The sequence below is a fragment of the Synechococcus sp. HK05 genome, assembly GCF_019104765.1.
Lineage (GTDB): Bacteria > Cyanobacteriota > Cyanobacteriia > PCC-6307 > Cyanobiaceae > Vulcanococcus.
Map to the genome: position 1 here is coordinate 169,788 of NZ_JAHRXJ010000009.1, position 18,245 is coordinate 188,032.

General features: G+C 66.5%; 18 protein-coding genes. 10 read left to right on the forward strand and 8 right to left on the reverse strand.

The window, feature by feature from the left end; translation table 11 throughout:
• Positions 1-59: 59 nt before the first annotated feature.
• On the forward strand, positions 60-1,034 hold the full coding sequence (locus KUL97_RS07685; protein WP_368656118.1) for a M23 family metallopeptidase: 975 nt from the start codon (positions 60-62) through the stop codon (positions 1,032-1,034).
• Here the strand turns inward: KUL97_RS07685 and KUL97_RS07690 are convergent.
• Positions 1,031-1,741: an ABC transporter ATP-binding protein gene (locus tag KUL97_RS07690; RefSeq protein WP_217796369.1), complete on the reverse strand. Its 711-nt coding sequence runs from the start codon at positions 1,739-1,741 to the stop codon at positions 1,031-1,033. The genes KUL97_RS07685 and KUL97_RS07690 overlap by 4 nt on opposite strands.
• Positions 1,741-3,315: an NAD(P)H-quinone oxidoreductase subunit N gene (locus tag KUL97_RS07695; protein ID WP_217796370.1), complete on the reverse strand. Its 1,575-nt coding sequence runs from the start codon at positions 3,313-3,315 to the stop codon at positions 1,741-1,743. The genes KUL97_RS07690 and KUL97_RS07695 overlap by 1 nt, the downstream gene beginning before the upstream one ends.
• Before the next feature lie 118 nt (positions 3,316-3,433).
• Between KUL97_RS07695 and topA the strand changes: the two genes are divergently transcribed.
• Genes topA through KUL97_RS07720 form a run of 5 tightly spaced genes read left to right on the forward strand, consistent with a single transcriptional unit; the run spans position 3,434 to position 9,384 of the window.
• A complete protein-coding gene (topA, locus tag KUL97_RS07700; RefSeq protein WP_217796371.1) occupies positions 3,434-6,145 on the forward strand; it encodes a type I DNA topoisomerase in 2,712 nt (903 codons plus the stop codon).
• Entirely contained in the window at positions 6,145-6,561 is a 417-nt protein-coding gene (locus tag KUL97_RS07705) for a hypothetical protein (RefSeq protein WP_217796372.1), read from the forward strand. The genes topA and KUL97_RS07705 overlap by 1 nt, the downstream gene beginning before the upstream one ends.
• On the forward strand, positions 6,558-7,196 hold the full coding sequence (locus KUL97_RS07710; RefSeq protein WP_217796373.1) for a DUF2232 domain-containing protein: 639 nt from the start codon (positions 6,558-6,560) through the stop codon (positions 7,194-7,196). Before KUL97_RS07705 ends, KUL97_RS07710 begins: the two co-directional genes overlap by 4 nt.
• A complete protein-coding gene (cobT, locus tag KUL97_RS07715; protein WP_217796374.1) occupies positions 7,193-8,302 on the forward strand; it encodes a nicotinate mononucleotide-dependent phosphoribosyltransferase CobT in 1,110 nt (369 codons plus the stop codon). Before KUL97_RS07710 ends, cobT begins: the two co-directional genes overlap by 4 nt.
• Positions 8,303-8,328: 26 nt before the next feature.
• Positions 8,329-9,384: a hypothetical protein gene (locus KUL97_RS07720; RefSeq protein WP_217796375.1), complete on the forward strand. Its 1,056-nt coding sequence runs from the start codon at positions 8,329-8,331 to the stop codon at positions 9,382-9,384.
• Between the two features lie 10 nt (positions 9,385-9,394).
• On the opposite strand, the gene KUL97_RS07725 is transcribed toward KUL97_RS07720, so the two are convergent.
• Together KUL97_RS07725 and KUL97_RS07730 are read right to left on the reverse strand one after the other, a co-directional pair.
• Entirely contained in the window at positions 9,395-10,468 is a 1,074-nt protein-coding gene (locus KUL97_RS07725; RefSeq protein WP_254896351.1) for an aldo/keto reductase, read from the reverse strand.
• Between the two features lie 52 nt (positions 10,469-10,520).
• A complete protein-coding gene (locus KUL97_RS07730; RefSeq protein ID WP_217796377.1) occupies positions 10,521-11,081 on the reverse strand; it encodes a bifunctional nuclease family protein in 561 nt (186 codons plus the stop codon).
• Positions 11,082-11,136: 55 nt separating this feature from the next.
• Between KUL97_RS07730 and KUL97_RS07735 the strand changes: the two genes are divergently transcribed.
• Together KUL97_RS07735 and KUL97_RS07740 are read left to right on the forward strand one after the other, a co-directional pair.
• Positions 11,137-11,808: a riboflavin synthase gene (locus KUL97_RS07735; RefSeq protein WP_217796378.1), complete on the forward strand. Its 672-nt coding sequence runs from the start codon at positions 11,137-11,139 to the stop codon at positions 11,806-11,808.
• 45 nt (positions 11,809-11,853) lie between these two features.
• Entirely contained in the window at positions 11,854-12,456 is a 603-nt protein-coding gene (locus KUL97_RS07740; protein WP_217796379.1) for an HdeD family acid-resistance protein, read from the forward strand.
• Here the strand turns inward: KUL97_RS07740 and KUL97_RS07745 are convergent.
• From KUL97_RS07745 to KUL97_RS07760, 4 genes are all read right to left on the reverse strand, one after another.
• Positions 12,444-12,854, reverse strand: coding sequence for an AbrB family transcriptional regulator (locus KUL97_RS07745; RefSeq protein WP_217796506.1), 411 nt, complete (start codon positions 12,852-12,854; stop codon positions 12,444-12,446). The two genes, KUL97_RS07740 and KUL97_RS07745, sit on opposite strands and share 13 nt — an antisense overlap.
• Before the next feature lie 114 nt (positions 12,855-12,968).
• Complete coding sequence (locus KUL97_RS07750) at positions 12,969-13,577, reverse strand: cytochrome c oxidase subunit 3 (protein ID WP_217796380.1); 609 nt, start codon at positions 13,575-13,577, stop codon at positions 12,969-12,971.
• A complete protein-coding gene (ctaD, locus tag KUL97_RS07755) occupies positions 13,574-15,241 on the reverse strand; it encodes a cytochrome c oxidase subunit I (RefSeq protein ID WP_217796381.1) in 1,668 nt (555 codons plus the stop codon). The genes KUL97_RS07750 and ctaD overlap by 4 nt, the downstream gene beginning before the upstream one ends.
• Entirely contained in the window at positions 15,238-16,071 is an 834-nt protein-coding gene (locus KUL97_RS07760; protein ID WP_217796382.1) for a cytochrome c oxidase subunit II, read from the reverse strand. Before KUL97_RS07760 ends, ctaD begins: the two co-directional genes overlap by 4 nt.
• A 185-nt stretch (positions 16,072-16,256) precedes the next feature.
• Here KUL97_RS07760 and KUL97_RS07765 point away from each other — a divergent pair, with 185 nt between their 5' ends.
• On the forward strand, positions 16,257-17,180 hold the full coding sequence (locus KUL97_RS07765) for a heme A synthase (RefSeq protein ID WP_217796383.1): 924 nt from the start codon (positions 16,257-16,259) through the stop codon (positions 17,178-17,180).
• Entirely contained in the window at positions 17,173-18,192 is a 1,020-nt protein-coding gene (locus tag KUL97_RS07770; protein ID WP_217796384.1) for a heme o synthase, read from the forward strand. The genes KUL97_RS07765 and KUL97_RS07770 overlap by 8 nt, the downstream gene beginning before the upstream one ends.
• The last annotated feature ends 53 nt before the right edge of the window (positions 18,193-18,245 follow it).

An 18,245-nucleotide genomic window follows, 5' to 3' on the forward strand; every position in this document is an offset into this window, starting at 1 on the left:
TTCCGGCTCTGTTGGGGGGAGGCCTGGCCTGGGCGCAGCGAGAGGCTGCTCAGCCAGACGTGCCCGTCGCACCTGCCGCATCCGCTGCACCTTTGGCGCCACTGTTGCCGCCGCCAGGTAGCACCGCCGTTCCCCTTCGGCCTGATCCGGCCCGGCTCAGCGGTGCCGCTTCAGCGCCGAAGCGCTTCGATCAATCCCTCGATGAGCTCGTGCGCCAGGGGGTGGTGACCCCTCATGAGCGCAACCTGGTGCGTGGTGGCAGCGGATCGCTGGCCCCATTGGATGTGGGGGCGTTCCAGCAGGCTTGCCGCGGCGGAGCGCTGTCGGCCAAGGAATGCCGCGGTGGGATTGCTCTGCGCTGGGGCCGCCGCAACGGCAGTACGGGCAACACCGCCTGGGGCGGGCGGATGGATGCCAACGGCATGCCGCTGCCGCCGCTCACCGTGCCGGTGTCGGCGCTGTTGGCCGGCAATGGTGGCAGTTTCAATCTGGCGAGTGTGTTTCGGGTCACCCCTCGCCCCGCACCGGTGCTGGGCAACGGCAACCGCCGCTTGCTGCTGCCGATCATCGGCAGTGCGGTGAACACCAGCGGCTTTGGTTGGCGGCTGCATCCGCTGCTCGGGGCCTGGCGGTTGCATGCCGGTGAAGACCTGGCGGCGCCGGAGGGCACACCGGTGGTGGCGGCCCTGAGCGGCAAGGTGGTGAGTAGTGGCCTGGCGGGCGGCTATGGCCTGGCGGTGGAGGTGGAGCATCAGCGGCCCCTGCGCCGCAGCCTCTACGGCCACCTTTCGGAGCTGTATGTGAAGGCCGGTGATGTGGTGCGCCAGGGCGAGGTGATTGGCCGGGTTGGCAGCACGGGATTAAGCACCGGCCCTCACCTGCATTTCGAGTTGCGGGAGCCCGCGGCAGGCGGCTGGGTGGCGATCGATCCGGGCGACTTTGATCCCGGCAATGGTTGGCAAGGCCGTGATGCGATTGCGCTGCTGATGGGGCAACTGCTCCAGAGCCTGGAGCGGCCGCCTGCCCAGGGCTAGTCCTGCGACCCGGCGCCGCTGTCCACCAGCCGCCCATCGTGGAAATGCACGATCCGCTCGGCCCGGGCCGCCACATCGTGTTCGTGGGTGACCAGCAGGATCGTCATCCCCTGCTCCCTGTGCAGCTCATCGAACAGATCCAGCACCTCTTTGGTGGTGCGGGAATCGAGGGCGCCGGTGGGTTCATCCGCCAGCAGCAAGTTGGGGTTGTTGATGATGGCTCGGGCCACGGCCACCCGTTGCTGTTGGCCGCCGGAGAGCTGGTTGGGCTTGTTGTGCAACCGCTCGCCGAGGCCCACCCGCTGCAGTGCCGCGATCCCCAGCTCCCGCCGCCGCTCCGCCGGTACGCCGGCGTACACCATCGGCAGCATCACATTCTCCAGGGCCGTGAGCTCTTGCAGCAGATGGAACTGCTGAAACACGAACCCCAGTTCGCGGTTGCGCAGGTCGGCCAGTTGGTCGTCGCTGAGGTGCTCCACGGCGGTGCCGTTCAGCCGGTAGCTGCCGCCGCTGGGGCGATCCAGGCAGCCGAGGATGTTCATCGCCGTGCTCTTGCCCGAGCCGGAGGTGCCCATCACAGCCAGGTATTCGCCGCGGCGCACGTTGAGGCAGAGATCATCCAGTGCCGTAACGGCCGTGTCTCCAGTGCCGTACACCTTGCGGATGTGATCCAGCTCCGCCACCAGCGGTACGGCGGTGGGGCTCATCAACCGATGGGGAGGTTGGACGCTGCAGCAAGGGCTTTCTGCAGCATCGGTGTGCCGGCTACAGCGCCATTGGCCCAGCCGAACAGAGGGTTGGAGAGGATCCCGCCCACGGCCGTAACGGCTACGCAGGAGATCAGTGCGGCGCGCAGGGGCTGCAGACCGGCAATGCTCCAGTTCACTTCCGGATAAGCCTTCACCACTTCAGAGGCTTCCTGAGGCTCTTTCACCACCATCATCTTGATCACCGAGATGTAGTAGTAGATCGACACCACCGAGGTGAGCAGGCCCACCACCACCAGCAGGTATTGGCCATCGGCCCAGCCGGCAAAGAAGAGGTAAATCTTGCCGAAGAAGCCCAGCATCGGCGGAATGCCGCCGAGGGAGAGCAGGCAGAGGCTCAGGCCCAGGGTAATCAGCGGATCCTTCTGGTACAGACCGGCGTAATCGCTGATCCGGTCACTGCCGGTGCGCAGCGAGAACAGGATGATGCAGGCGAAGGCGCCCAGGTTCATGAACAAATAGGCCGCCATGTAGAGCACCATCGCGGCGTAGCCGTCTTCGGTGCCGCACACCAGGCCGATCATCACGAAGCCGGCCTGGCCGATGGAGCTGTAGGCCAGCATCCGCTTCATCGAGGTTTGGGCCAGGGCCACCACGTTGCCCAGCACCATGCTCAGGATCGCCAGCACGGTGAAGAGGAGCTTCCACTGGGCCTCGAAGGGCTCGAAGCAGCCCACCAGGATGCGCAGCGCCAGGGCAAAACCAGCAGCTTTCGAACCCACTGAGAGGAAGGCCACCACTGGAGTGGGGGAGCCTTCGTACACATCCGGCGTCCACTGGTGGAAGGGAACTGCGGCGATCTTGAACGCCACCGTGGAGAGCACGAACACCAGAGCCAGAGCCGCCACCGGAGAGGCGCTGGTCTGCAGAGCTAGGCCAACGGCTTCGAGGCTGGTGTTGCCGCCAGTGAGGCCGTAGAGCAGAGAGGCGCCGTAGAGGAACACGGCCGCTGCGGCCGAGCCCACCAGGAGATACTTCAGTGCGGCCTCGGAGCTGCGCGCATCGCGCTTCATGTAGCCCGAGAGCAGGTAGCTCGCCACTGAAAGGGTTTCCAGCGAGACGAACACGCTCACCAGGTCGGTGGAGCCGCAGAGCAGCATCGCCCCGAGGGTGGCGGCCAGCAGGATCGCGGCGTATTCACCCACAGGGGTGCCGGCGCGCTCCACGTAGCGCCAGCTGATCAGCAGCGACAGCAGTGTGGACGCTGCCACCACGGCGCGGAAAGCAATGGCGAGGTTGTCGGCCAGGAACGAGCCGAGGAAGGAGGGCTCCAGTGGTGAAGCGTTCCACTGCAGAGCCAGCAGCCCCAGGGCGCTGCCAAGGCCGATGTAAGAGAAGAGAGGCACCCAGCGGGAAGCGGCCTTCTCGCCGGCCAGATCCACCAGCAGGCAAGCCAGCATCGCCAGGAGCACGGCTCCTTCGGGTGCCACCGCACCTGCATTCAGCTGCAGGGAGGTGATCGCGCTCACTGCAGGAGCTGCCGCTGAGCCGGCCTCGGCCAGAAGAGAGTGCACAGCTGGATCAAGGTCGCCCGTTGGGGGGGACTGTAGCCGCGCTCACGGCGGGATCTGGTTTCTGTGCCAGGGCTTGACCGCCGGTGCGATAAAGAGGGAAGCGGTTTACCGCCTGCCTGTGGCGCACACCCTCGTCATCGTTGAGAGCCCCACGAAGGCCCGCACCATCCGCGGGTTCCTTCCCAAGGACTTCAAGGTGGAAGCCTCGATGGGGCACGTGCGCGACTTGCCCAACAACGCCAGTGAGATTCCGGCGGCCCACAAAGGCGAGAAGTGGGCCAATCTCGGCGTGAACACCGCCAACGACTTCGAGCCCCTCTACGTGGTGCCGAAGGACAAGAAAAAGGTGGTGAAGGAACTCAAGGACGCCCTCAAGGGTGCCGATCAGCTGCTGCTGGCGACGGACGAAGACCGGGAAGGGGAATCGATCAGCTGGCACCTGCTGCAGCTGCTGAACCCCAAGGTGCCGGTGAAGCGGATGGTGTTCCACGAGATCACCAAAGAAGCGATTGGCCGGGCGCTGGAGCAGACGCGCGAGCTCGATATGGAGCTGGTGCACGCCCAGGAAACCCGGCGCATCCTCGATCGCCTGGTGGGCTACACCCTCTCGCCCCTGCTGTGGAAAAAAGTGGCCTGGGGCTTGAGCGCCGGCCGGGTGCAATCGGTGGCGGTGCGGCTGCTGGTGCAGCGCGAGCGGGCGCGGCGCGCCTTCAAGAGCGGCAGCTACTGGGATCTCAAGGCCCAGCTGCAGCAGGGCAGTGCTGGTTTTGAAGCCAAGCTCACCCACCTCAAGGGCGAGCGCATCGCCGGGGGCTCCGATTTCGATGAGGCCACCGGTGGCCTCAAGGCCGGCAGCAAAGTGCGCCTGCTTGCTGAAGCCGAAGCGCGACAGCTGCGGGACACCGTGCTGGCGGCCCCCTGGACAGTGGCAGCCGTGGAGGAGAAGCCCACCACCCGCAAACCGGTGGCGCCCTTCACCACCAGCACCCTGCAGCAGGAGGCCAACCGCAAGCTGCGGCTGTCGGCCCGCGAAACGATGCGCACGGCCCAGGGGCTCTACGAGCGCGGCTTCATCACTTACATGCGTACCGATTCGGTGCATCTGAGTGATCAGGCGATCAATGCCGCCCGCAGTTGCGTGGCCGACAAATACGGCAAGGACTACCTGAGCCCTTCAGCCCGCCAGTTCTCCACCAAGGCGCGCAACGCCCAGGAGGCCCATGAGGCGATCCGCCCCGCCGGCGAAAGCTTCCTCGACCCCTCCGCCACGGGCCTCGATGGTCGTGATCTGGCGCTCTACGAGCTGATCTGGAAGCGCACCGTGGCGTCTCAAATGGCTGACGCCAAGCTCACGATGCTGAGCGTGGATCTGGAAGCCGATGGCGGCAGCCTCGGCACCGCGGCCTTCCGCGCCACCGGCAAGCGCATCGATTTCCCCGGCTTCTTCCGCGCCTATGTGGAAGGCAGCGACGATCCCGATGCCGCCCTTGAGGGGCAAGAGGTGCTGCTGCCTTCGCTGAAGACTGGCGATCGTCCCACCTGCAAGGGCGTGGAAGCCCTTGGCCACCAAACCCAGCCACCCGCCCGCTACAGCGAAGCGGCCCTGGTGAAGATGCTGGAGAAGGAGGGCATCGGCCGCCCCTCCACCTATGCCTCGATCATCGGCACGATCGTGGACAGGGGCTACGCCACCCTGCAGAACAACGCCCTCACCCCCAGCTTCACGGCGTTCGCTGTGACCGCACTGCTGGAGGAGCACTTCCCCGATCTGGTGGACACGAGCTTCACCGCGCGGATGGAGAACACCCTCGACGAGATCTCCCACGGGCAGGTGCAATGGCTGCCCTACCTGGAGAGCTTCTACAAGGGCGACAAGGGCCTGGAAACCCAGGTGCAGCAACGCGAAGGCGATATCGATCCCACCGCCTCGCGCACGATCGAGCTCGAGGGCCTGCCCTGCGTGGTGCGCATCGGCCGCTTCGGCGCCTACCTGGAAACCAAGCGCGTGGCCGACGACGGCACCGAAGAGCTGCTCAAGGCCACGCTGCCCAATGAGATCACCCCGGCCGATCTCGATGCTGAGAAGGCGGAACTGATCCTCAAGCAGAAGGCCGATGGCCCCGAATCTCTGGGCGAAGACCCGGAAACCGGCGATCTGGTGTACCTGCTCTTTGGCCAGTACGGGCCCTACGTGCAGCGGGGCCAGGTGAGCGACGAGAACCCCAAACCCAAGCGCGCCTCTCTGCCGAAGGGCACCCAGCCGGAAGAGCTCAGCCTCGAGGACGCCCTCGGTCTGCTGCGGCTGCCGCGCCACCTGGGGGAACACCCCGAAGGCGGCAAGATCGAGGCTGGCCTCGGCCGCTTCGGCCCCTACGTGGTGCACCACAAGGGCAAGGGCGAGAAGGACTACCGCTCCCTCAAGGCCGAAGACGATGTGCTGATGGTGGGCCTCTCACGGGCGATGGAGCTGTTGGCGCAGCCCAAGCGCGGCCGCGGCGGCCGCACCGCCCTCAAGGAGCTCGGCACCCCCGAGGGCGCCGATGAGGCGATCCAGCTGTTCGATGGCCCCTACGGCCTCTATGTGAAGCAGGGCAAGGTGAACGCCTCCCTGCCGGAGGGCACCACGGCCGACACGATCACCCTCGAGCAGGCGGTGGAGCTGCTGGCGGCCAAGGCGGCGGCCGGCAAGGGCAAGGGTCGCAAAGCGGCAGGTACGGCGGCCAAGAAACCGGCGGCCAAAAAGCCCGCTGCCAAGAAGGCCCCGGCGACCACCAAAACCGGTCGCCTCCGGGCCAGTGCCGTGCGGGTGATCCGCGCTGCCGACAGCTGATGCCGCTGCCACGGCTGACGCCGCTCCTGCTGGCTGTCGCTGTGACCGGCTGCAGCGGAACGCCTTTTGGCGATCAGCTCTCGCGCAGCTTCTCCCAGCCTGCCGCTGCCCCTGCGGTGCCGCCGGCCAAGCCCGCTGCCGCTCCGGCCAAGCCTGAGGTGGTGGAGACGCCCAAGCCCGAGCCTCCGAAGCCCGAGCCCAAGCCCGTGGCGGCGGCGCAACCCCTCACTCCGGCGCCCTACCGCGTGACGATCAAGCTGCCCGCGGCCGATCCCTCATCACCAGCAGAAGCGGTCACCGATGCGCTGCGTCAGGCCGGTGTGGCCTTTGAGGTGGAAACGATCGAGCGGGTGCCGGCTGCGGGTGCAGACACCGCAGCACCCCTGCGCACCACGCCGGCCCCGCCAGCGCGATGAGCCTCAGCCGCCGCCAGGCCCATCAGCTCACCGACACCGCCTATCTGGCGGCGGCCACTGCATTGTTGTGGGTGGGTCTCTACTACCTGCCGGTGGGTGGTGCCCTGTTTCGCTTGGCCCTGCCGCTGCCGCTGGCCCTCCTGCAGCTGCGCCACAACCGCCGCTGCGCTGTGGAGGGGGTGGCCGTATCGGCCTTGCTGCTGGTGGCCCTGATGGGACCGATCCGCGGACCGCTGGTGCTGTTCCCCTACACACTCTTGGCCCTGTGGTTGGGCTGGTGCTGGAGCCGAAAGCTCAGCTGGTGGCTCAGCTGGAGTGTGGGGGTGCTGATCGGGGCAACGGGATTTCTGGTGCGGGTGGCGGTGGTGTCGGTGCTGCTCGGTGAAAACCTCTGGGTGGTGATCACCACCGCAGCGGCCCAGTTGCTCGAGCGGCTCAGCGGCCTGTTGCACCTCGGTGGCGGCCCCGAGCTCTGGCAGGTGCAACTGCTGGCTCTGGGGCTGGTGTTGCTCCAGAACGTGATTTATGTGCTGGCGCTGCATGCGGTGGCGCTGTGGATCTTCGGTCGCCTGCGCAGCCCGATCACCCCGCCGCCGCCGCTGCTGCGTCCCCTGCTCGCCCTCGATCCCCTTTGACGCTCCAGCGCCTCAGCGGTGATTCCCTGCAGGCCCAGCGATGGTGTGCTCAGGTGGCTGCCGCTGCCCACGACACCCGGGTGCTGCTGCTCCTAGCCGGCACCGCCACCGCCGCTGTGCCGGGAATTTCGGCGGCGGGTGCGACACCCGAAAGCCGCCGGCTCACCGCCGCTGCCGATGCGGAGTTGCTGCTGCTGGGGCCTGGCCATCCCCGCCCTCATGCCCTGCCGCCCCTGCCGGCGGGGGTGAGCCCGGCGCTGATTTCCCGGGTGGTGGTGGAACAGCTGGCGCTGGATCCGCTGGTGGTGGATGCGGGGGCAGCGGTGCCGCCAGCGGTGCCCCACCTGCAGCTGGGCCATCGCCCCGCCCGTTGTCTCAGCACGGGAGCAGCGATGGAACAGCAGCGAGTGCTCGCGCTGATCGCTCTCGGCCGGCGCTGGGGGCGGCAGCTGGCCCGGCGCGGGCAGCCCTTGCTGCTGGCGGAATGCGTGCCCGGCGGGACCAGCACGGCCCAGGCGGTGCTCCAGGGCCTGGGGGTGCCCGCCGCCGGACTGGTGAGCGGCAGCCTGCGGCAGCCGGCCCATGCCCTGAAGGCTCAGCTGGTGGCACAGGGATTGGCAGCGGCCCAGCTGCCCCAGCACGCAACGGCGGAGCAGGTGCTGGCAGCGGTGGGGGATCCCATGCAGCCCTTGGCGGCTGGGCTGCTGCTGGAGGCGGCCGTGGCCGGCCTGCCGGTGCTGTTGGCAGGTGGCAGCCAGATGGCAGCGGTGCTGGCGGTGGCGCTTGCCCTGGCCGAGCCCAGCCAGCGCTCAAGGCTTGCGGCTTGCAGTGCCATTGCCACCACCGCCTGGGTGGCAGGCGAACCCGGTAGCGATCTGGCGCGGTTGCTGGATGAGCTTCGTGCCCGTTGGGGGCCTGAGCCGCTCGCCTTTGCGGCCTCCCTGCGCTTCCAAGGCTGTGCCTCTCCCCAGCTGCTGGCCTTTGAGCAGGGCTACGTGAAGGAAGGCGTGGGTGCGGGTGGTTTAGCGGCTCTTTGGGAGCTGAGTGGCCGCATGCCGCAGGCCTTGGCCCAGGCCTGTGATCAGGCCTGCCGCCAGCTGGTCTGATCGGCTTTGCCCCTTAGGGTCGGGCGATGGCTCAAGCCCCTCTGCACTCGCGCCGCCATCTGCTGCAGTTGGCCAGCCTGGGGGGCGCCGCCCTGGCCGCTGGATCCCTGGCGGGATGCCGCCGCGGCGCCGCGGCTGGCCGCTTGCTCACGGTGCGGGGCCAACTGCCGCCGTCCTGGCTCAAGGCCCTGCCCTCGGCCTGGCGTTCCCAGGTGCTGGAGGACCCCGCCGAGCTGCTGGAGCAGCTCCAACGCCCGAGTGATCAGCCGAGCCTGAGCAGCCTCGGGGATGGCTGGCTGCAGCAACTCCCAGCTGGGCTGTTGCAGCCCATCGAGGCTGCGGCGCTGCTGGAGCTGCTCGACCCGATCGCCCAGGCGCCCAGCCGTCTGTTCGCGGGGCCTGACGCGGCCGTCAAGGCCTTCCCCTGGGCTTTTGGCACCTGGGTGATTCTGCTGCGCAACCGGCCGGATCTGCTGCGGCGCCAGGGCGAAGGTTGGTCATTGCTGCTCGATCCCAGCCTTCGGCAGCGGCTGGTGCTGCCCGCCAGCCCGAGGCTGCTGCTTGAGTTGGCGCGGCGCCAACTCAGCCTTCCACCAGGTGCGGTGGATCCGCGCCTGGTGGAGCAGCTGCAGCGTTTGCATGCTCAAGCCATCAGCCTGGATGAACGCCAGGGGCTCAATTTCCTCTTGGCCGGCGATGCGGATGCGGCCGTGGTGACCAGCCAGCGCGCCGTGCCGTTGCTGCAGCGTGATCCCCGACTGGCTGCTGTCCTGCCGGCCTCGGGCTCACCGCTGTGGTGGCAGCTGTTGGTGCGCACGGGGCCGGCTGGCTCGCCCCTGCCGCTGGAGTGGATCCGCGATGGCTTGAGCCTGCCGCTCTTGGATCGCTTGCTGGCGGCCGGTTGGGTGCCGCCCCTCCCGGCGGCTGTGCTGCAGCCGGCTCTCCAGCGCTGGCCCCGGCGGCTGCGGCCCTTGCTGCTGCCCCCGCCGGACCTGCTGGCCCGCTGCACCAATCTCCCGCCGCTCACGCCAGCTGAGCGCCAGGACCTACAGCAGCTCTGGGATCAGGCGATGGCTGGGTAGGGCCCGCACCTCAGCCCCAGAGCCGCCGCCGCGGAGCTGCCGCCAGCCGTTGGTGGGTGTCGGCCAGCAGATCGGGAATCGGGAGCTGGTGGGGGCAGCGGGGCAGGCAGTCGCCGCAGCGCTGGCAGGCGCTGGCATTGCGCTCCTCCCACCAATGGCCGGCCCTGCCGATCAGGTTGTAGCGCTCCTGGGCGAAGGCGTTCATGCCGTGGCCCACCGCCAGGTTGCGCAAGCGCAGCAGCTCGGGGATGGGCACCTCGCTGGGGCAGGGCAGGCAGGCGCGGCATTGCCCGCAGGCTTCGGTGCCCAGGCGCGCCTGACCTGCTGCCGCCAACCGGGCCAGGGCGGCTTGATGGGCCTCGCTGAGCCAGGGCGTGGCGCCGCTCAGGCGCGCGGCGAGGGCCAGATCCTCAGGCTGTTCAGCGCCGAGGGTGAGGGAGGAGATGCCCGCCTCCAGCAGGAAGCGATAAGCCAACTCCAGGGGGTGGAAGGGGGCGCAATCCACCAGGAGCTCATCTGAGGGGGCATACAGCCGTCCGCCTTTGTCGGCCGGGGAGATGGCGAGAACCCCGATTCCGGCTTGCAGGGCATGTTGCGCGATGGCCAGCCGGGTTTGATCGAACAGGTGCAGATGCAGGCTGCAGAAGCTGAAGCGCCCGCTGGCCAGTGCCTGCTCGATCAGGGTGTTGCTGCCGTGGCTGGAGAAGCCCACCTGGCCCACGAGCCCTTCCTCCAGGGCCCAACGCAGCAGCTCAGCACCCGCTCCCTCTAGGGCCCAGTTCAGGTGCTCCGGTCGGTTGAGGCCGTGCACCGCCAGGTTGTGGAGCTGGGTTAATCCCAACCGCTCCAGCAACGCCGCCAGCTGCTGCTGGCCGTCCTCCAGGCTGATACCCGGCAGCAGCTTGCTGGTGAGCACCAGATCGGCGTGGACGTCGGGATCCTGCTCCTGCAGGTTGCGCAACGCCAGCCCGAGGTAACGCTCAGCCATGCCATAGGCCGGTGCCGTTTCCACGTGGTTGATGCCGGCCGCCAGGGCCGCCTTCAGCACCTGGGTCATCTGCTCGGCACTGCCGGTGGCCCGCATCGTGCCGAGGCAGAAGGGCGAGACGGCCGGGCCTCGGCCGAAGGGGCGCCGCTCAGCTGGGGGCTGTTTCACCGCCGGGGGCCTCCTCATCGCCACCCTCCTCTGGGTTGCTGTCGCTTTGGGCCTGGCGGATGTGACGCACCAGCTCGGCGGGGCTGATCCCGTCGAGGAAGCGGCGGAAATCGGCGGCATCTTCGGCATCGGCTTCGGCATCCACCGGGATGGAGGCATCGGCCACCACTTCCTCCAGCATCCAGATGCTGCTGCCGGTGCGCACCGCCAGGGCGATGGCATCACTGGGCCGGGCATCGAGCTCGTGGCTTTGGCCATCGCTGCCGCTGAGCTTGAGCACCGCGCGGAAGGTGCTGTCTTCGATGGTGTGGATGATCACCCGTTGCAGCTCCAGGCCACCGGCCTCCAGCAGCTTGGCCATCAGGTCGTGGCTGAGGGGCCGGGCGGGACTCTGATCCTTGAGCCCAGCCATGATGTTCTGGGCTTGAGCCTGGTCGATCCAGATCGGCACTTGCCGCCGGCCGGAGGGATCGCGCAACAGCACGATCGGGCTGCGGCTGGCGGCGTCGAGGGCGATGCCGGCCACGCGCATCTCAACCATCGCTTGCCTGCAGACGCCCTTGCCCGATTATGGCCAGGGTTGATCGGGGCACCGCATGTTCACCGGGCTGGTGCAGGCCGTGGGGCAGCTGCAGCGTTGCAGCGGCGGTGTGGAGCTGCGCGTGTCAGCTGAAGCCGGGCTCGATCCCGCCGCCCTGGCCCTCGGTGACAGCGTGGCCGTGGATGGTGTGTGCCTCACGGTGACCGAGCGGTCAGCCCATGGCTTCAAGGCCGATGTGAGCGAGGAAACCCTGGCCCGCACCACCCTGGCCGCCAAGGCTGATCGGCGCGGCTGGGTGAATCTCGAGCCGGCCCTGCGTTTGGCGGATCGCCTCGGCGGCCATCTGGTGAGCGGTCACGTGGATGGCTTGGGCACCGTGGTGGCTGTGGAGCAGCAACCGGCTTCCTGGCGGCTGGTGCTGCGCTGGGCTAACCCCGCCTATGGCCGCTACGTGTGTGAGAAGGCCAGTGTGGCCGTCGATGGCATCAGCCTCACCGTGGCCGATTGCAGCGCCGATGGGGCGGAGTTCTGGATTGCGGTGATTCCCCACACCTGGAGCTCCACCACCCTGCGGCAGTTGCGGGTGGGGGATGCGGTGAATCTCGAGGCGGATCTGCTGGCGAAGTACACCGAACGGCTGTTGGGTTGGCGCCAGGAGCGTGATGCCAACACCGCCTCAGCCCCCGCGATCGACGCTGGCTGGCTGGCTGAACACGGCTGGAGCTGACGATCGCAGCGGTGATGTCTACCTTCTGGTAGACGACCGTTTTCTATGGCTTCCGACAGACCTGAGCTCGCTGTGAGCTCCCTGCGCAGTTTCACCATTGCCGAGGGCATCTTGCTGCTGGTGCTCGGCGTGCTGGCGCTGCTGTTCCCCGTGATCGCCTCCGCCTGGGTCACCGTGATCGTGGCCCTGGCCTTTCTGGTGGGCGGCATCTTTGGCTGGATCAACAGCCTCACCCGTTCACGCCGCCTGAGCCGCTGGCATTGCTTCTGGCGCCTGGTGGTGTCCACTCTCTTCCTGGTCACCGGCGCCTGGATTATTCAGCAGTTCAGTGCCGGCATCGTGCCGGCGGCCGCGCAGGTGGCGGCGCTGGCCTTTGCCATCGGCATCGTGTTCCTGGTGGAGGGTGTCGTGGCCGCGATCGTGGCGCTCTCCCATAGGGAGATGTTCGGATGGGGGTGGGGCCTGGCCAATGGCGTCGTCACCTTCGTCCTGGGACTGATCATCGTTTCGATGAGAGACGGCGGCTTGCTGAGCGTGTTGGGGATCCTGGTTGGGATCAGCTTCCTGTTCAGCGGCATTGATCTGCTGGTGTTCAGTGCCGCCTTCCACGGTCCTGATGATCGGGGCGGGCCTGCTCAGCCGGCCTGATCGGCTGCGTTGCTCTCGCCTGTGTTGCTGCTCTCGTTGGCTTCATCGAGGGGCAGCAACCAGATCGAGCCGGTTTCCTGGTGAATTTCGATCTTGAATTCCTGGCCCGGCTCCAGACCCATGCGGCGGGTGTAGGCATGGCCGATCAGCAGATTGCCGTTGCCATGCACCCGCGTGCGGAATTCGGCCTGGCGGCCGCGGGTGCCGCTACCACCGCCGCTCCCACCGCTGGCGTGACTGGGCAGTTTGTAGCCCTTCGCTTCCACCAGGGCGCGGTAGAAGCTCTTCTTCAGCAACCGGCCGCTGGGACCCACATAGCCGCAGGCTCTGGCGATCTGGTCTTCGGGGCGATTGCTCAGGGCACGGGCCTTGTCGAGGAGGGCCTTCCCTTCCAGCATCTGCACGGGCGTGCTCACTTTCTCTTCAACGAACACCGGCTTGGCTGAGATCTGGTCGCCCGATTGTGCCGATCAACTGCAATCACCCGCAAGGGCAAAAGCAGAGAACTGTGTTCAAAGCAGATACAGCAGGCCGTAGAGGATCACCCAGATCCCATCCACAAAGTGCCAGTAGAGCTCTGCCGCCTCCAACGGGAACTGGTTGTCGATCGTGATCCTTCCGCCTTCTCGGCTTTGCCACCACACGATCAGGATCATCAGGCCGCCCAGGGTCACGTGCAGGCCGTGGAACCCCGTAATGGCGTAGAAGGTGCTGGCGAAGAGGTTGTCGGTGAGGCCGAAGGGCAGGGCGAAGTACTCCTTCATCTGACCGGCCAGGAAGCTGAAGCCCAGTGCAGCGGTGAGCAGCAGCCAGCGCTGACAGAGCGGGTGATTGCCGCGCCGCAGGGCGGCCCCTGCCCGATGGAAGGTGAAGCTGCTCACCAGGAGCAACAGCGTGTTGATCGTTGGCAGCAGTAGCTCGAGCTCGTAGTTGTGCCCGGAGGGCAACGGGTTCACAGCCCGGAAGGTGAGGTACGCCGCAAAGAAGCCGGCGAAGGTCATGCCATCCGCTACCAGGAAGGTGGCCAGGCCGAAGATGCGGTGGTCGCCGTGGCCGTCTGCATGGTCGTGGTCAGCTGCGCTGACGGGGGAGGCAAGGTTGTCGCTCTGAAGGCTCGTCATCGCTGATCTCCTTGGCCAAGGGTCCACAGGTCACGGCCACTGCTGGCCTCCAGGCTCAGTTCACCGGGCGCGACGCCGTAGCCATAGGGCTCATGAACCAGTGGCGGCTCGCCGTGCCAGTTCTCCACCGGTGGCGGTGAGCTGGTGAGCCACTCAGGGGTGAGAGCCTTCCAGGGGTTGTCGCCGGCGGGGGCCCCGTTGAAGGCGCTCATCACCACATTCAGCAGAAAGGGCAGTGTGCTGATCGCCATGAGCAGGGCGCCGGCACTGCTGAACTGATTGATCAGGGTGAACTGAGGGTCGTATTCGGCCACGCGCCGGGGCATGCCATTGAGGCCGAGCCAGTGCTGAGGGGCAAAGCAGAGGTTGAAACCGATGAAGGTGAGCCAGAAGTGCAGTTGCCCGAGGGGTTCATTCAGCATCCGGCCGGTGACCTTCGGGTACCAGTGGTAGATCGAGGCAAAGATCACAAACACCGTGCCTCCGTAGACGATGTAGTGGAAATGCCCCACCACGAAGTAGGTGTCGTGCACGTGGATGTCGAAGGGCACCTGGGCCAGTGCCACGCCGGTGATGCCGCCGAACACAAAGTTCACGATGAAGCCACAGCAGAACAGCATTGCCGTGTTGAGGCTGATTTTGCCGCCCCAGAGGGTGGCCAACCAATTGAAAAACTTGATGCCCGTGGGAACGGCGATAAACGCGGTGGCGATCGTGAAAAACAGGCGCATCCAAGGAGGTGTGCCACTGGTGAACATGTGGTGCGCCCACACGATCAAGCCCAGAAACACAATCGCCATGATCGAATACACCATTGTGGTGTAGCCAAACAGCGGCTTGCGGGCATGCACCGGCAGGATCTCGCTCACCAGGCCAAAGGCCGGCAGCACCATGATGTACACCGCTGGGTGTGAGTAAAACCAGAACAGGTGCTGGTACACCACAGCATTGCCACCGAGAGCCGGATTAAAGAAGCCGGTGTGGGCAATGATGTCGAAGCTGAGCAGCACCAAGGTGCCGGCTAGCACGGGGGTGGAGAGCACCACCAGGATGCTGGTACCGAGCATGGCCCAGCAATACATCGGCAATTGCATCAAGCCAAGGCCAGGGCGGCGCAGCTTGAGGATGGTGGCGATGAAATTGATGCCACCGAAAATTGAGCTGCCCCCCAGAAGCAGCACACTCAGGATCCAGATGATCTGCCCTGTGGCTGGTGTGGTGATGCTTAAGGGTGGATAGGCCGTCCAGCCGGATTGGGCGGCGCCGGTGATGAAGTAGCTGCTGATCAGCAGGATCCCCGCGGGGGGAATCAACCAGAACGCCACGGCATTGAGCCGCGGGAAGGCCATGTCACGGGCACCCACGTAGAAGGGGATCAGGTAGTTGCCGAAGGCGCCATTCACCACCGGCACGATCCACAGAAAAATCATCACCGTGCCGTGCAGGGTGAGCACTTCGTTGTAGGTCTCCCGCGGCAGGAAATCGGAGATGGGGGTGAGTAGCTCCGTGCGGATCGCGCCGGCCAGGGCGCCGCCGATCAAATAGAAGAGAAAGCCGCATACCAGATACTGGAGCCCGATCACTTTGTGGTCGGTGCTGAAGCTCAGGTAGCGCAGCCAGCCCTGGGGCTGCAGCGAGGGGCTGGGGTTGAGGCTGAGGGTCATGACTGCACCGCGGCGGGGGACTCAGCAGGGGGATTGGGGCTGTTTTTCGCCACCCAGGCGGCAAAGCTTTCCGGTTCTTCCACGACCACCGTGGAGCGCATGCCGCCGTGATACGGGCCGCAGAGCTCAGCGCACACGATCGGGTATTGCCCCGCTCGGGTGGGGGTAAAGCTCAGCAGGGTTGGTTGGCCTGGGATCACATCCTGTTTCAGGCGAAACTGCGGCACCCAGAAGGCGTGGATCACATCGAGGGCTTTCATCTGCAGAGCCACCGGCTGCCCCACCGGCACATGCAGTTCGCCGCTGGTGATGTCGGAATCGGGGTAATGAAAGATAAAGGCAAATTGCATGGCGGTCACGTCCACCGGCAGCGCCGCGATCGCCCCGTCTCCCTCGAGCGCCACCGGACTGATCCCACCCCAGGTGCGCTCGTCGCTGTGTTGCATGCCGTGCATGCTGTGATCGTTGAGCGGGGTCATCCCGCCCATCCGGTCGTAAATGTCGTAGCTGTAGATCCCCACAAACAGCACCACCACCGCGGGGATGGCCGTCCAGACGATCTCCAGCGGCAGATTCCCTTCGATGGCTGCCCCATCGCCGGTTTCTCCCACGCGGCGTCGAAAGCGCACCAGGCTGTAAACAATCAAGCCCACGATCCCGATGAACAGGATCGCGCCAATGCTGAACAAAACCTTAAAGAGTTCGTCGTAAACCGGTGCATTGGCGCTGGCGTCTGTCGGCAGCAGGTTCACGTTCTGGCCAATCCATAGCCCTGCCAGCACCAGAGCCATTCCGGTGAGCAGGGTGAGGATGGAGGGAGGGACCCGCATGGCTGCGGCTTCGAACGACCAACCCTATGGAGGATCGCCAGGGCTGGGCTGCGGCTGTTGACCTTTGCAGCAATGTCCTTGGTTCGGGTGAGGGATTGAACACCGATTGCAACGTCGATTGATGCAATCGTGTGGCCGCCTGTTGCCCTGGTTAGTTTCAGCTCAACCCTGGTTTCAGTCGTCCGATGACGGCCATTGCCCTCTCGCCGCCGATCGGTCGTCGTAGCGCTCTCGCGGCGCTCAGTGCCCACTTATTGGTGGCACTGATTGCTTTGGTAGGCATTGGTGGGGCTACTCGGGTGATGGAGGCGGGCCTGGCTTGTCCGGATTGGCCTCTCTGTTACGGCTCACTGCTGCCGGGCCGGCAGATGAATCTGCAGGTGTTCCTGGAATGGTTTCACCGCCTCGACGCCTTTGTGGTGGGTGTGGGGTTGTTGGTTCAGGCATCGCTCAGCACCTGGTGGCGTCGCGACTTGCCCCGTGCCGTGCCGTGGCTGTCCGGGGCAGCTCTGCTGCTGGTGGCCGTTCAAGGCGGCCTTGGCGCTCTCACGGTCACCCTGTTGTTGCCGTTTTCGGTGGTCACGGCTCACCTGATCACGGCACTGCTGTTGGTGGCGCTGCTCAGCGCCTGCACGCAGGTGTTGTTGGAGCCAACCCCCAGTGGCATGGCTCCTCTCCAGAGCCGTTGTGCGGTGGATCGGCTCTGGCCCACGCTGCTCGGTGTGGTGGCGCTGCTGGCCCTAGGCCAGTGCTTGCTTGGTGGACTGATGGCCACCCAGTGGGCTGCCGGGCGTTGCCTCAGCTCAGGCGAGGGCTGCGGTTGGCTCTTGGCCCATCGCCTGGGCGCTCGGCCCGTGGCAGTGGCCGCGTTGGTGGCCGCCGCCTGGGGGCTCTGGCGCCGCCAGAGCGAACGACTCCTGGCCGCGCTGGCGGCCTTGGCCGTGCTGGCTCAGGTGGCGCTTGGGGTGCTGAGCCTGCGTCTCACCCTGGCGGTGCCCGCCGTCACCGTGGCGCACCAATTGATGGCGGCCTTCCTGGTGGCGGTGCTCGCCGCCTGGTTCAGCCGCAGCTTGCTTCAGCCCGCTTATTTGGAGGTGACTCGTGGTTAGTGCTCCTGCTGCTTCAACGGGTCTGAGCCGTGACCAGGCGGTGCCCTCGCGGGCACGGATCAAGCTGCCGCCTTGGCTGGAGGTGGCCAAGCCGCGCCTGATTCCGCTCCTGCTGGCCACCACCCTCGGGGGCATGGCCCTCTCCGAGGGGTGGCCCCTGCCGCCGTTGCGCTTGGCCTGCACCCTGGGTGGCGGTGCGTTGGCGGCAGCGGCCGCTGGTGTTCTCAACTGCCTTTGGGAGCAAGAGCTCGATGGCCGCATGCAGCGCACCAGCTCCCGGGCGCTGCCCTCCGGTCGCTTGTCGATGGGCACGGCTTTCGCCATTGCCGTGGCGCTTGCCCTCACGGCGGCCACCCTGCTGGTGGGCGGCGTGAATTGCCTCGCCGCAAGCCTGGCGCTGCTGGGGCTCTGCAGCTACGTGCTGCTCTACACCGTCCTGCTCAAGCCCCGCACCCCGCAAAACATCGTGATCGGCGGGGTGGCCGGCGCCATCCCGCCCCTGGTGGGGGCCGCGGCGGCCACGGGTCACCTGGGCCTAGGGAGCTGGTGGCTGTTCGCGCTGGTGATGGTGTGGACCCCCGCCCACTTTTGGGCCCTGGCCCTGCTGCTGCGCGAGGACTACCGCGCCGTGGGGATTCCGATGCTGCCGGTGGTGAAGGGCACCGCCGCCACCGCTCGTGGCATCAGCTTTTATGCCGCCCTCACGGTGTTGCTCAGCCTGTTGGGGGTGTGGGCACTGCCCAGTGGCGGGCTGCTCTATGGCTTGTTGCTGCTGCCGTTCAATGCCCGTCTGATTCAGATGGCCTGGCGGCTCCATCAAGATCCCGATGATGTGCAGCGCGCCCGTGGCTTGTTCCGCTGGTCGATCCTGTATCTATTCGGGATCTGCCTGCTGTTGCTGATGGCTCGGCTGCCGTCGGGTGCTGTGTTCAGTTCCCAGGGTTGGGATCTGCTGGCGCTGGCTGGGTCCGGCAAGCCAGGTTTCACCCTGGCTGCGGTTTTGGCGGCCTGAGCTTTCTAGATTGGCCTCTTCACGGGCCACTGGGAGCCTGAACTCTTGGCGGA